This window comes from Pseudomonas sp. GW821-FHT01E05, assembly GCF_059422425.1.
The window spans coordinates 206,372-218,442 of sequence record NZ_JBWKWW010000006.1 but is presented as its reverse complement, the minus strand read 5'-3'; the positions used below and the strand labels follow the sequence as shown (position 1 = coordinate 218,442).

The 12,071-nt window shown below is 59.4% G+C and carries 12 protein-coding genes; 3 read left to right on the top strand and 9 right to left on the bottom strand.

The annotated features are described in order from the left end of the window. Window positions 1–270: 270 nt before the first annotated feature. From pepN to AC07W5_RS15270, 6 genes are read right to left on the bottom strand one after another with little or no spacing between them, the layout of a single operon-like run. Window positions 271–2,940 (bottom strand): aminopeptidase N, encoded by a 2,670-nt coding sequence (gene pepN, locus AC07W5_RS15295; protein WP_495023721.1) that lies wholly within the window; start codon window positions 2,938–2,940, stop codon window positions 271–273. 12 nt (window positions 2,941–2,952) lie between these two features. Then, the gene (locus tag AC07W5_RS15290; protein WP_495011867.1) at window positions 2,953–3,783 is read right to left on the bottom strand and encodes a DUF2797 domain-containing protein; all 831 of its coding nucleotides are present in this window, start codon (window positions 3,781–3,783) and stop codon (window positions 2,953–2,955) included. Beyond that, window positions 3,780–4,040, bottom strand: a complete 261-nt coding sequence (locus AC07W5_RS15285; protein WP_494991464.1) for a YeaC family protein — start codon at window positions 4,038–4,040, stop codon at window positions 3,780–3,782. The genes AC07W5_RS15290 and AC07W5_RS15285 overlap by 4 nt, the downstream gene beginning before the upstream one ends. A gap of 36 nt (window positions 4,041–4,076) precedes the next feature. After that, window positions 4,077–4,946 carry a rhomboid family intramembrane serine protease gene (locus tag AC07W5_RS15280; RefSeq protein WP_495011866.1) on the bottom strand — a complete coding sequence of 290 codons (870 nt, stop codon included), beginning with the start codon at window positions 4,944–4,946 and terminating at the stop codon, window positions 4,077–4,079. Then, a complete protein-coding gene (locus AC07W5_RS15275) occupies window positions 4,943–5,917 on the bottom strand; it encodes a metallophosphoesterase (protein ID WP_495023832.1) in 975 nt (324 codons plus the stop codon). The genes AC07W5_RS15280 and AC07W5_RS15275 overlap by 4 nt, the downstream gene beginning before the upstream one ends. After that, window positions 5,914–6,804 carry an NAD(+) kinase gene (locus tag AC07W5_RS15270; RefSeq protein ID WP_419115794.1) on the bottom strand — a complete coding sequence of 297 codons (891 nt, stop codon included), beginning with the start codon at window positions 6,802–6,804 and terminating at the stop codon, window positions 5,914–5,916. Before AC07W5_RS15270 ends, AC07W5_RS15275 begins: the two co-directional genes overlap by 4 nt. Here AC07W5_RS15270 and AC07W5_RS15265 point away from each other — a divergent pair. Beyond that, on the top strand, window positions 6,706–7,857 hold the full coding sequence (locus tag AC07W5_RS15265) for a DUF1853 family protein (RefSeq protein WP_495011941.1): 1,152 nt from the start codon (window positions 6,706–6,708) through the stop codon (window positions 7,855–7,857). The two genes, AC07W5_RS15270 and AC07W5_RS15265, sit on opposite strands and share 99 nt — an antisense overlap. Before the next feature lie 131 nt (window positions 7,858–7,988). Here the strand turns inward: AC07W5_RS15265 and AC07W5_RS15260 are convergent, their stop codons facing one another. Both AC07W5_RS15260 and AC07W5_RS15255 read right to left on the bottom strand, forming a co-directional pair. Next, window positions 7,989–9,281: an arsenic transporter gene (locus AC07W5_RS15260; protein ID WP_495023720.1), complete on the bottom strand. Its 1,293-nt coding sequence runs from the start codon at window positions 9,279–9,281 to the stop codon at window positions 7,989–7,991. A gap of 232 nt (window positions 9,282–9,513) precedes the next feature. Continuing rightward, window positions 9,514–10,071, bottom strand: coding sequence for an NADPH-dependent FMN reductase (locus AC07W5_RS15255; protein ID WP_494991459.1), 558 nt, complete (start codon window positions 10,069–10,071; stop codon window positions 9,514–9,516). A gap of 185 nt (window positions 10,072–10,256) precedes the next feature. Here AC07W5_RS15255 and AC07W5_RS15250 point away from each other — a divergent pair, with 185 nt between their 5' ends. Together AC07W5_RS15250 and AC07W5_RS15245 are read left to right on the top strand one after the other, a co-directional pair. Continuing rightward, window positions 10,257–10,493, top strand: a complete 237-nt coding sequence (locus AC07W5_RS15250; RefSeq protein WP_494991458.1) for a hypothetical protein — start codon at window positions 10,257–10,259, stop codon at window positions 10,491–10,493. A gap of 88 nt (window positions 10,494–10,581) precedes the next feature. After that, on the top strand, window positions 10,582–11,475 hold the full coding sequence (locus AC07W5_RS15245; RefSeq protein ID WP_495011864.1) for a LysR substrate-binding domain-containing protein: 894 nt from the start codon (window positions 10,582–10,584) through the stop codon (window positions 11,473–11,475). Here the strand turns inward: AC07W5_RS15245 and AC07W5_RS15240 are convergent. Next, complete coding sequence (locus AC07W5_RS15240) at window positions 11,441–12,058, bottom strand: GNAT family N-acetyltransferase (protein ID WP_495011863.1); 618 nt, start codon at window positions 12,056–12,058, stop codon at window positions 11,441–11,443. The genes AC07W5_RS15245 and AC07W5_RS15240 overlap by 35 nt on opposite strands. Between the last annotated feature and the right edge of the window lie 13 nt (window positions 12,059–12,071).

The following is a 12,071-nucleotide window of genomic DNA, read 5'->3' as shown; positions in this document are numbered from 1 at the left end:
GGTGCCGTACGCTCGGGGCAAGCCCTTTTGGGTACTTTTGGGGCGTTTGCCAAAAGGGCCTCGCCGTAAGGGCGAAACCCTAAGTGGCCGTTACCGCAGGAATGGATATGTACACCAGCAAGAGCCAGGCCGGCTGTCAGGCCGCCATCGCGAGCAATCGAGCGTCGACCGGCTGCTCCCACAATGGATCGTGTACATCCGCAGGAGCCAGGCCGGCTATCAGGCCGCCTTCGCGAGCAATCGAGCGTCGACCGGCTGCTCCCACAGGGGTCAGGCCAGGCTTTTGCTGACCACTTCAAAGACGTCGCTGGACAGCTCGCCCGAGGCACGAATGCGCTCCAGCTCCCCCTTCATCAACGCCTGGCGCACAACATCGTACTTGCGCCAGCGAGTCAACGGCGCCAACTGCCGTGAAGCAATCTGCGGATTGAACCCATTAAGCTCAATCACCAAATCCGCCAGGAAACGATAGCCAGAACCATCCGCAGCATGGAAATTGATCAGGTTCTGCCCGGCAAACGCCCCGACCAACGCACGAACCTTGTTCGGGTTCTTGATGTTGAACGCAGGATGCTTCATCAGCTCCTTCACGCGTTGCAAGCCACCCGGCAAACCACTACCCGCCTGGACACTGAACCACTGATCCATGACCAACGGGTTGTCTTTGAAGTTTTCAGCGAAGGTCGCCAGGGCCTTGGCCTTCTCTTCAACGAATGGCGAGTTGACCAATACCGCCAGTGCGGTCAGGCGCTCGGTCATGTTGTCGCAAGCATCGAACTGCTCGAGGGTCGCAGCCAGAACTTCCGGTTTGTCGCTGAGCATCAGGTACGACAGCGCGATGTTCTGCAGGCTGCGACGGGCGAAGTGCTCGGCCTCGGCGATGTAGGCAGTCTTTTTCGACAGCTCGCGATTGGCCTGATAGCGCTGCCACAAACCATCGAACAGGCTGTCAGCCAATTGCTTGCGAGCGAATTCGCGAGCGGCATGGATGGCATCCACGTCGGCCACTTCGCTGATTTCGGTGAGGTAGGCTTCACTTGGCAACGAAAGCATTTCCGCGACCATGGCCTGATCCAGCGTCTCGTCCGCCAGCACTGTGCGCAAAGCCTTGACCAGACGTTGATCCAGTACCAATGCAGTGCCTTGTTGATGCTGAGCAATCAGCTCCTGCAACACCTGCACCGACAATTGCTGGCCGGCTTCCCAGCGATTGAAGCCATCGCTGTCGTGTTGCATCAGGAACATCAACTGGTCGCGATCGTACGGGAAGCTCAGCTTCACCGGTGCCGAGAAGCCACGCAGCAAGGATGGCAATGGCTTTTCAGTGATGTCGACGAAAGTGAAGGTCTGCTCTGCTTCGGTCACCGACAGCACACGGGAGGTACCGTCAGCGGCGGCTTCACCGACCAGGCGTAGCGCAATGGCGCCACCCTTGGCATCCAGCAGACCGAGTTCGACCGGGATCACGAACGGCAGCTTTTCAACCTTGTCCGGGGTCGCCGGGTAGCTCTGGCGGAAGGTCAGGCTGTAGGTTTTCGCTGTGCTGTCAAAAGCCTCGCTGACGGTCAGACGCGGCGTACCCGCCTGGCTGTACCAGCGTTTGAACTGGGTCAGGTTGACGCCGTTGGCGTCTTCCATGGCTTTGATGAAATCGTCACAGGTCACAGCCTGGCCGTCATGGCGCTCGAAATACAGGTCGCTGCCTTTGCGGAAACCTTCGTCACCAAGCAAGGTGCGAATCATCCGCACCACTTCCGAGCCCTTTTCGTAGACTGTCAGGGTGTAGAAGTTGGAGATTTCGATAAAGCTTTCCGGGCGCACGGCGTGGGCCATGGGGCCGGCGTCTTCGGCGAATTGGTGAGTGCGCAGGTAGGCGACGTCCTCGATGCGCTTAACGGTGCGCGAGTTCATGTCGGCAGAGAATTCGGCGTCGCGGAACACCGTGAAGCCTTCCTTGAGCGACAGCTGGAACCAGTCGCGGCAGGTCACGCGGTTGCCCGACCAGTTGTGGAAGTATTCGTGAGCGACCACCGCTTCAACGCGCTGGTGCGCAGCGTCGGTAGCGGTTTCGGCGCGAGCCAGCACGCAGCTGGAGTTGAAGATGTTGAGGCCCTTGTTCTCCATGGCCCCCATGTTGAAGTCGTTGACCGCAACGATCATGAAGATGTCCAGGTCGTACTCGCGGCCATAGACCTCTTCGTCCCAGCGCATGGACTTCTTCAGGCTGTTCATGGCGTGCTGGCATTTGTCGATGTTTTCCGGCTCGACATAAATACGCAGTGCAACGGAGCGTTCGGTCATGGTGGTGAAGGTATCTTCAACGCACCACAGGTCACCGGCCACCAGCGCGAACAGGTAAGCCGGTTTCATGAACGGGTCTTCCCAGGTCGCCCAGTGCCGACCGTCCTCTTGCGGGCCGCTGGCAATCGGATTGCCGTTGGACAGCAGTACCGGATAGCTGTGCTGTTCGGCGCTGACCGTCGTGGTGAACTTGCTCATCACGTCCGGGCGGTCGAGGTAGTAAGTGATCTTGCGGAAACCTTCGGCTTCGCACTGGGTGCAGAACATGCCGCTGGATTTGTACAGCCCTTCCAGAGCGGTGTTGGTTTCCGGGTGGATCCTGACGCTGGTGTCGACGGTGAACGAAGCGCTCGCCGGATGCAGGGTCAGGTGATGCTCTGTCAACTGATAATCGGCGGCTGTCAGGTCGCGGTCAGCCAGTTTCACCGACAGCAGCTCCAGCTGCTGGCCATCCAGCACCAGCGGCGGCAGGCCCGCAGCGCTGTCCAAAAGGCAGGCCGGGTTGCGGCGCATCACCAGTTGCGCATGGACCAGGGTGTGGTCCTCGAACAACTCGAAGGTCAGGTGCGTCTCGTCGATCAGGTACTCAGGCGCCTGATAGTCCTTCAGGTAGATCATCTTCGGTTGTTCGTTGCGCATGCTGGAGTCCTTCTACTGATGCACGGCGAGTTGATAAGCCGTGTACTTGCGAATATTGATAACGCCGGTGTCGAAAATCAGGTACTGCCCCTTGATCCCCATCAGCGTGCCTTCGGCAATCGGGTTCTTGTCCAGGTTGAAGCTGACGATCCTGGCCGGGTACTGCTCGACCGGATAGCGGATTTCAATCGGCTCGACATCGCCGATCACCTGGATAGCCTGCAGGCCGAAGCGCTCCTGCAAACCCAGCAGACCTTCGGCACAGCTGTCGAAAAGCTGCTCGCGAACCTGTTTGAGGTCCACCGCCTCGGCATCACCCTTGAGCAATGCACGCCAGTTGGTTTTGTCTGCCACCTGACTGCGAAACAGGTCTTCAACGAAACCCGATTGCTGACGGGTCGATACCCGTATGATCGGTAGCGCCTGGCTGGCGCCCTGGTCGAGCCAGCGAGTCGGCAGCTGAGTCGCACGGGTGATTCCGACTTTGATCCCCGACGAATTGGCCAGATAGACCACGTGATCGGTCATGCAGAACTGCTCGCCCCAGGCCGGATCGCGACAGGTGCCAGCGTCGTAGTGGCAGCGCTCCGGACTCATGATGCAGATATCGCACTGGGCCAGCTTGGTCATGCACGGGTAGCAGTAGCCCTGGCTGAAACTGGTTTTGGTCTTGCGCCCGCAATGGGTGCAGTGGATCGCCCCCAGGTACTCGAGGCGCACTGTGGTGCCGATCATTGGATTGACCGGCACCTCGGTATCGCCAAGACGAAAGGCGTATTGAACGGCCGACGCTTCAAGGCGCGCCGACATCTTGCTGATTGCACCGCGGCCAATCTCGATCAATGGATGGCATCCGACTTGAACAGGATGTTCGGTACTGGCGCCGACTTGGAGCTGCACTCCTGCGGGCCCATGTAACCGGTACGTTGTTCTTCCGGCAGATTCTGGATTTCCCAGGCAATCATGGCTTGCAGCGAAAGCGCTTTTTGCTCGTCCGTCAGCTTGCCGCCGTCGGACCATTTGCCGATCTCTACAGCCAGTTTCAGGCTCTGGTAGATGTGGGGGGTGATGTTTTTGATCATTTCGTTAAAAGAGGACATCAGGTTCTCCGCGCTCTTTATTCAAATCGCAATTTTTTAGACGGCCAGTTTACGTCGGCTGAACAAGCCACCCAACAAACCGGTGACGCATCCGACGAGCAACCCGCCGATATGCGCCGCATTGGCAATTTCACCGAAACCGATCATCGAGATCAGTCCGGACATACACAGCAGCAGCCACACCAGCATCATCACCAGCACCCCACGGGGCAGGTGATAGGCCGGGTTCGGCGACAGTAATTGGTAGATCCAGCAATGCCCCAGCAGGCCGTATAGCACCCCGGACAGCCCGCCAAACAAGCTCGGACCGCTGAAATAATATTGAGCGTAATTGGACACCAGGCCGAACAATAGCGTCAGACCCAACAGGTTGATGCTGCCCTGGCGAATCTCGATACGCCGCCCCAGTTCCCAGTACCACATGCCGTTCATGGCCAGATGGAGGATGCCGAAGTGGATCAGCATCGGTGTCACCAAGCGCCACCACTGCCCCGCTGCGAGGCTGTCGGCCAGTGGCGTGAACTGGATGTACTCACCCGCCACGCGGAACTCGAGGAAGGTCAGCCAGCGCAGGGTGCCGAGGTTTTCGCCGAGCATCGTCACGCCGCCAACGATCAGGCACAAAAGCAGGATCAGCGCGGTTACGGGGCTGTAGCGCAATTGCTCGACAAAGCCCGGCTGCATCGTGGCCTCGGCCACCGGGATGTCCAGCTGCTGATCGGGATCGCCGGCCGGGAAACGCTCGTACAGCGAACGAACGTCATCGCTGATGCTATCGGGTACCCACAGCACCTGCTCGCCAGCCTCTTCGCTGACCCTGTGCGGCACTTGCATGCGTTGCAGCAGTTTGACGAAACCACTCAGGTCGACCGCCAGCGGCAGGCGCAATACAGCGACGGCACTCATTGCATGACCTCTGGACGTTCGACATCGACCCAGACGAACTTGCGCGGATCGAGGCGGGTCTCCTGGTCCAGTCGATAAGCGACCAGTTTTCCGTAGAGCACCGCGCTGTAGTCCAGGCAGGCCAGATTCGGCCGGATCGGTGCCGGTTTTCCGCTGCGCCAGTAGTGGCCGACAAACAACAGTGGCTCGTCGATGCCATAGCGCAGCAAGGTGTCTTTCTGGGTAGGGGACAGCGGTGTCCGGGCCACTGGCTCGGGTAAGGCGTCGGGTTGGAACACAATGTCTCCGTAGGTTTGCGGGTCGTCTTCCCAGAACTTGGTACGGAAGAACGCCCGGGTCAGGCCGTCACCGCTGGTCATGGTCAAGCCGTGAGGCAGACGCATGTCGGTGCCGCGCAACAAACGATCGAACACCGTGCAGGCAAAACTGCCGGGCACAGCGGCGGCCTGGAGGAAGTGCTCGTCGATGCAGCCATCGGGATGCAGCGCCCGCAACGGCTCGATCAGCCCGGCATCCCAGCAGGCATGCACCACGCGAAAGCGCCCGGCGTCGACAAACAACGGCATCTTGTAGAACCACTTGAGGAAGTCATGCCAGTCCGCCGGGTGCTGAGCGAATTGGGTCAGGGTTTCGTTGATCAGCCGAGCATGGCGCGGCGTATGTTCGCGCACGTATTGCTTGCCGCTGCCCGGAGGAGCCGGTGTACTCCAGCCCAGAGCGTTGAACTCATGGTTACCCATGATGCACAGCGCCTGACCGGCTTCGCTCATGTCGTGGACGATATGCAGTGCTTCCCGGATCCGCGGGCCACGGTCGATGACATCGCCAAGGAATACCGCCATTCGCGAGGAATGGCGCCAGACACCGCCCAGTCTTTGGTACCCGAGCCGGTCGAGCAAATGCTCAAGAGTATGAGCGCAACCGTGCACGTCACCGATCAGGTCGTAGCTACGCGCGGGATCGAGCATCAGTCGCCTCCACCACCCAACCGGCTGCCCCAACCGAGCTTGGTCCGGCACACTTCGTAGTAGTTGTGGTCCAGAGGATGGATCAGGCGCAGTTTTTGCGCCTTCTTGCTGATGGTGATGGTGTCGCCGGGCGCACAGGTGAAGTGATTCTGGCCGTCACAGGAGACTTGCGGGTATATCTGCATATCCTTGGACACAACGATTTTCAGCTCACTATTGCCATCGACCACAATTGGCCTTCCAGACAAGGTATGGGGGTACATGGGCACGATAACAATGGCATCGAGTTTGGGATGCATGATCGGCCCGCCTGCCGACAGCGCATAAGCGGTCGAACCGGTCGGCGTCGCGATGATCAGGCCGTCGGCCTTCTGGCTGCAGACGAACTGGCCGTCGATGTACAGCTCGAACTCGATCATCCGCGTCGACTTGCCGGGGTGCAGCACGACGTCGTTGAGCGCATCGCCCTGGCCGATGGCCTCGGCGTGGCGGCGGACTTCGGCTTGCAGCAGGAAGCGGTTTTCCACCAGGTAATGGCCGTCGAGCACCTCAGCGACCTTGACCTCCAGCTCGTCGGGGCGGATATCGGTCAGAAAGCCCAGGCTGCCACGGTTGATCCCCAGCACCGGCACGTTATGTCGCGCCAGAGCCCGGGCGGCGCCCAACAGGCTGCCGTCACCGCCGACGACGATCACCATGTCGCAGACTTCACCGAGCATTTTGCGTGAGGAAGTTTGCAGGCCGTGGCCCGGGAGGACTTCGGCGATGGTGTCCTCGAGAATCACATGCAGGTGCCGCTCGAGCAGAAACCTTTTCAGCCGGCGAACCGTGTCGAGTACCTGGGAACTGCCCAGGCGACCGATAATGCCGATATTACGAAATTGCTCCATGGGGTTCCTGCAAGGTTCTGGGACGGGCGAAAATGTCGATTATGGGCGAAACCTTGCCGCAGACAAAATCCTTTCCGGCACATAAACGACTATGCTCGCAGAATGATCCTGTTTCCCGGCTTACTCAACCTACCCCGCCAGTTGCGTCATCCCGAAGTGCGCGACCTGGCTTGGGTCATCCTCGCGCCGCCAATGCTCAGTGAAACGCCTTGGCCGCAGCGCCACCCTCTGGCGGGCAGCGATTGGGTGCAGGCCCCCGAACAACTGGTGCAGTGGCTCAAACAGCTGGATCGCGACAGCGGTCCTTTGCGGCACTGGCTGGCCCTGGGCCCGACCCGGCGCCTGGGCCTGTATTACGAACGCCTGTGGCAATTCGCCGTGCAGCACGCCCCCGGCGTCGAATTGATCGCCGCCAATTTACCGATCCGCCGTGAAGGCCACACCCTGGGCGAGCTGGACATGCTGCTGCGCGACCGCGATGGCGTGCATCATCTGGAACTGGCGATCAAACTCTACCTGGGACCGCAGCACGGTGACGGTCATGACACCGCGCAATGGCTCGGCCCTGGTTGTCATGACCGACTGGACCGCAAACTGGCGCACCTCAGCCAGCATCAGTTACCGATCTCCGCCCGCCCCGAAAGCCGCGAAGCACTGGCCACACTCGACATCCTGCACTTCAGCGCGCAGTTGTGGCTGGGGGGCTATCTGCTTTATCCGTGGCCAGGCAAGGCTCAGCCACCGACTGGCGCCCACCCGCAGCATTTGAACGGCCGTTGGTTACACCAGCGTGACTGGCTGACATTTGTCGTTGAAAGGCCGCCGGGGCGCTGGCAACCCCTGCCCCGTCACGCCTGGCTGGCACCGGCGCATTACCCTGCCGATCAGACGTGGGACGCTGACCGACTGGATGCCTGGCTGGCCGATCTGGAACCACAGGCACCCGCACAGTTGCTGGTGCGTCTGACGGAAAACTCCGCGGGCGACTGGGAAGAAGCCGAGCGGCTGTTTCTGGTGGCCGATCTTTGGCCGAATGTGCCCGGGACGGGTTAAGCCCTTCAGCGTCTGGAAGGGCCTCTTCGCGGGCAAGCCTCGCTCCTACAGAGATCCGGATCAGCCCAGCATGGTGTGATCGACTCCAAACCCGTAGGAGCGAGGCTTGCCCGCGATGGGGGCGACGCGGTCTAAGGGATGCCCACCGACAACCGCAGCGCCAACGCCGCCAATGTCACCAGCAGCACCGGCACCGTCAGCACAATCCCGACCTTGAAGTAATACCCCCAGCCAATCTGGATGTTCTTGCGCGCCAGTACGTGCAGCCAGAGCAAGGTCGCCAGACTGCCGATCGGCGTGATTTTCGGCCCCAGGTCACTGCCGATGACGTTGGCGTAGATCATCGCCTCCTTTACAACGCCCACAGCCTGACTGGCGTCGATGGACAACGCGCCGATCAGCACCGTCGGCAGATTGTTCATGATCGAGGAGAGCAACGCCGTCAACAGACCGGTGCCCATGGCAGCGCCCCAGATGCCATAACCGGCAAACCAGTCCAGCAGACCGGCCAGGTGCCCGGTCAGGCCGGCATTGCGCAGGCCATAGACCACCAGGTACATGCCCAGAGAGAAAATCACGATCTGCCACGGTGCTTCTTTCAGGACCTTGCGGGTTGAAATCTTGTGGCCGCGGGCAGCGATCGCCAGCAGCAAGGCCGCACAGACAGCCGAAATAGCACTGATGGGAATCCCCAGCGGTTCCAGGGCGAAGCACCCCACCAGCAAAATGATCAGCACCCACCAACCGGCGATAAAGGTCGCCTTGTCGTGAATCGCGTGCTCAGGCTGTTCAAGCTGTTCAGGGTCGTAATCGCGGGGAATGTCCCGACGAAAAAACCACATCAGCATACCTAGCGTCGCCGCCACGCTGACCAGGTTGACCGGCACCATCACCGCCGCGTAGTCGTTGAATCCGATCTTGAAGAAGTCCGCCGAAACGATGTTCACCAGGTTCGAGACCATCAACGGCAAGCTTGCGGTATCGGCAATGAACCCCGCGCCCATCACGAACGCCAGGGTCGCCATCGGAGAAAAGCGCAAAGCCAGCAGCATCGAAATCACGATTGGCGTGAGGATCAACGCCGCTCCGTCGTTAGCGAACAACGCCGAAACCAGCGCCCCCAGCAGCACCATGCAGGCGAACAGCTTGCGCCCGCTGCCACGCCCCCAACGGGCGACGTGCAAGGCTGCCCAGGCAAAAAAACCGGCCTCATCCAGCAACAGACTGATGATGATCAACGCCACGAACGTTCCGGTGGCATTCCAGATGATCTGCCATACCAACGCAATATCGCTCAGATGGACCACGCCGCCGAGCAGCGCCAGAACCGCACCGAATACCGCGCTCCAGCCAACACCAAGGCCTTTGGGCTGCCAGATCACCAAGGTCATGGTCAGCAGAAAAATCAATGACGCTATCAGCATGCAAAGCAGCCTTCGAAAGGGGTAGAAAATGTCGTTTGATGGGGGCAGCAGCGGACGAGGCGAGGGATTTTAAGATATCGACAGGGTTGGGAGTGTATAGGTGTCCAGCTTTTTGCAGGAGCAGCCAGTTGACGCTCGATTGGTCCGGGCGGCGTTCCGACGATGGCGATCTCAAGGACGCCATCGCCGGCAAGCCGTGTTCCTATAGATGATCCATGCGTGACAGCGTGATTCAGACCTTCTTATGCTGCTCGACCCAATCCCCGTAGGCATCGATAAATTTCTGCAATAACGGCCGGATAGCCTCTGAAGGCTTGCCCGCTTCGTCGAATGCAGAGCCTGCATGACTCAGATAGGCTTCGGGTTGCTGCATGCACGGCACGTTGAGGAACACCATAGACTGGCGCAGGTGGTGATTGGCGCCAAACCCCCCGATAGCCCCCGGCGAAGCGCTGATCACGGCGCCCGGCTTGCCGTTCCAGGCGCTTTTGCCATAAGGACGGGAACCGACGTCAATCGCATTCTTCAATACACCCGGCACGGAGCGGTTGTATTCCGGGGTTACGAACAACACTGCGTCGGATGAACTCACCTGTTGTCGGAAAGTGCTGTAGGCTGCCGGCGGTGACGCGTCAATGTCTTCGTTGTAGAGCGGCAGATCACCAATCTCGATGATGTTCAGTTTGAGATTGGCGGGTGCCAGGTCTGCCAATGCCAGCGCGACCTTCCGGTTGATCGACTGTTTTCTCAAGCTGCCGACCAGAACTGCAATCGTATAGACGTTGCTCATTGAGGATTCTCGACTAACTGGCTATAGGAGCCTGTAGTTATAGATGATCCAGGGGGCATGACAACCAATCTGGTTCGAGGATTCGGCCCTCACGACTATTTTTTTCCTGCAGGAAAACTTACCCCGCCCAACTACGGTCTACAGAGCCGCAAATTGAGTGATTTATCTCCAGAGGTTCTAAGCAGATGGCAGCAGTACTCGTCGGACAATTCCATGCAAGAGACGCGCAAGGCCGTGTCTATTCAGTGCATGAGTTCCAGGAATCCACCCCCTCGCAAGACAGCCTGACTGGCTCGCAGCCTGTTACCACCTATCGCCTGGCCATTGGTGACCGGGTCAACAAACTGGATGACAACCAATTCATGCTGGTTCAAACAGGCGTTACCATCGTTCGTGAGCCCCAAACAACGATCTCCTCATAACATGCGGTCATGAGCAGAAGTCATATGCGCGGACTTGGGTTAGGATTCAGTCACTGAATCCCTCACCTGCTGGACATGGACTTCAAGCATGCGTTTACGTCATATCGAAGTGATCCAGGCGCTCCTGCAAACCAGTCATCTGGGCACTGCTGCCGAGTTGCTGCAATTGCCGGTGGCCGAGGTCGAAGCGATCCTGCGTGATACCGAAGACCAGCTGGGCTTCATGCTGTTCGCCAGTGTGCGCGGGCGGCTGCAAGCCACTCGCGAAGCACGTGAGCTGCAAGTCGGGATCACCCGCGTGTATGAAGCGCTTGAGCCCGTGCAGCGACTGGCCAGTAGCCTGAAGCAGTATCAGGCGCCTCCTTTGCGGATCATCTGCACACCAGCGCTTGCGCAGCAATTATTGCCGCAGAGTGTCGCAGCGCTGCGCCGAAGATTTCCCGATGCACCTTGTAGCCTTTCCAGCCAACCGACCCGCGACATCGTCAAAAGCCTGTTATTACGGGAAAGCGTTCTGGGTTTTAGCCTGTACGACCCCGACCACGGCGACATCCACTGCGAGGTTGTTGCTCAAGGCAAACTGCAACTGCTGGCCCCCCATGGCTGGCTGCAACCCAAGCAGAAGTACATCTCCCTACAGGACCTGGCGGGCCAGTCAATGGTCGGCCTGGAAGGGCATGAGCCGCTTAGCGTGATGTTCGACAGCAAGCTGCAAGCCTTGCGCCCGGCACCGGTGATTCAGACTAGGGTACAGACCTACCAAATGATGCGCAGCATGGTCGAGGCCGGGGAAGGCCTGGCCATCGTCGATCCGTTTACCGCCATTGGCGCGCGAGCCGGCGGTCTTGACGTGTGCCCACTGTCACCACCCGTGCCGATCACGCTCTACTCCCTCGCCCTCAAGAACAACACGCCGTCGCCCGCCTTGCAGGCACTGCTGGAAATTGTCACGGAAAAAGCCGAGGCGATGCTGGCAGGTTGATCATCGGCTTATCCTGCGGATCTTCAAACAAGCGATACCAGAAAATCGCCACCTCGCAGGTTTGCGGATCGATCCCGCGATAGCGCAGATGATCGATCCCACCGACTACGTAACCGCAGCGCTCGTACAGCCGACAGGCCCCCAGATTATTGTTCTGGGTTTCCAGCATGATGCCCGGCAATTTCTTCTTGCGGCTCCAGAACTGCGCGACATCCAGTAAAGCCTTGGCCACACCGTGTCGACGCGCGGGCGCATGCACCGCCAGCTCATCGATATGGGCAAAGCCATTCCAGTTGGTGCTGACCACGACATGCCCCACCGGAAGATCATCGAGATAGGCCATGAAAATTGCGCTGTCGACCGCGTCGCGGTAACTGCTGAACTCCTGCGGATCAATGCCATAACACTTGCGATAAGAGGTGACCTGCTCCAGCGGCCATTGATCGACACTTTTGTCGATTTGCGCCGAAGCATAAACACTCACGTCAAAACTGAAGTCGCTGCCCCAGACGTAGGTCGCGAAACCCTCATCGGCAACGCGCACTGACAAGCCTGGGTGCTTGGGATTGATGACAGGCCGCATGGCAGGAAAAGTC

What these genes read in the sequence shown, in the direction of transcription:
- AC07W5_RS15260 (WP_495023720.1), bottom strand. Translation starts at nt 9,281, where the DNA reads ATGCTGATAGCGTCATTGATTTTTCTGCTGACCATGACCTTGGTGATC.
- AC07W5_RS15250 (WP_494991458.1), top strand. Translation starts at nt 10,257, where the DNA reads ATGGCAGCAGTACTCGTCGGACAATTCCATGCAAGAGACGCGCAAGGC.
- AC07W5_RS15285 (WP_494991464.1), bottom strand. Translation starts at nt 4,040, where the DNA reads ATGTCCTCTTTTAACGAAATGATCAAAAACATCACCCCCCACATCTAC.
- AC07W5_RS15240 (WP_495011863.1), bottom strand. Translation starts at nt 12,058, where the DNA reads ATGCGGCCTGTCATCAATCCCAAGCACCCAGGCTTGTCAGTGCGCGTT.
- AC07W5_RS15280 (WP_495011866.1), bottom strand. Translation starts at nt 4,946, where the DNA reads ATGAGTGCCGTCGCTGTATTGCGCCTGCCGCTGGCGGTCGACCTGAGT.
- AC07W5_RS15255 (WP_494991459.1), bottom strand. Translation starts at nt 10,071, where the DNA reads ATGAGCAACGTCTATACGATTGCAGTTCTGGTCGGCAGCTTGAGAAAA.
- pepN (WP_495023721.1), bottom strand. Translation starts at nt 2,940, where the DNA reads ATGCGCAACGAACAACCGAAGATGATCTACCTGAAGGACTATCAGGCG.
- AC07W5_RS15270 (WP_419115794.1), bottom strand. Translation starts at nt 6,804, where the DNA reads ATGGAGCAATTTCGTAATATCGGCATTATCGGTCGCCTGGGCAGTTCC.
- AC07W5_RS15245 (WP_495011864.1), top strand. Translation starts at nt 10,582, where the DNA reads ATGCGTTTACGTCATATCGAAGTGATCCAGGCGCTCCTGCAAACCAGT.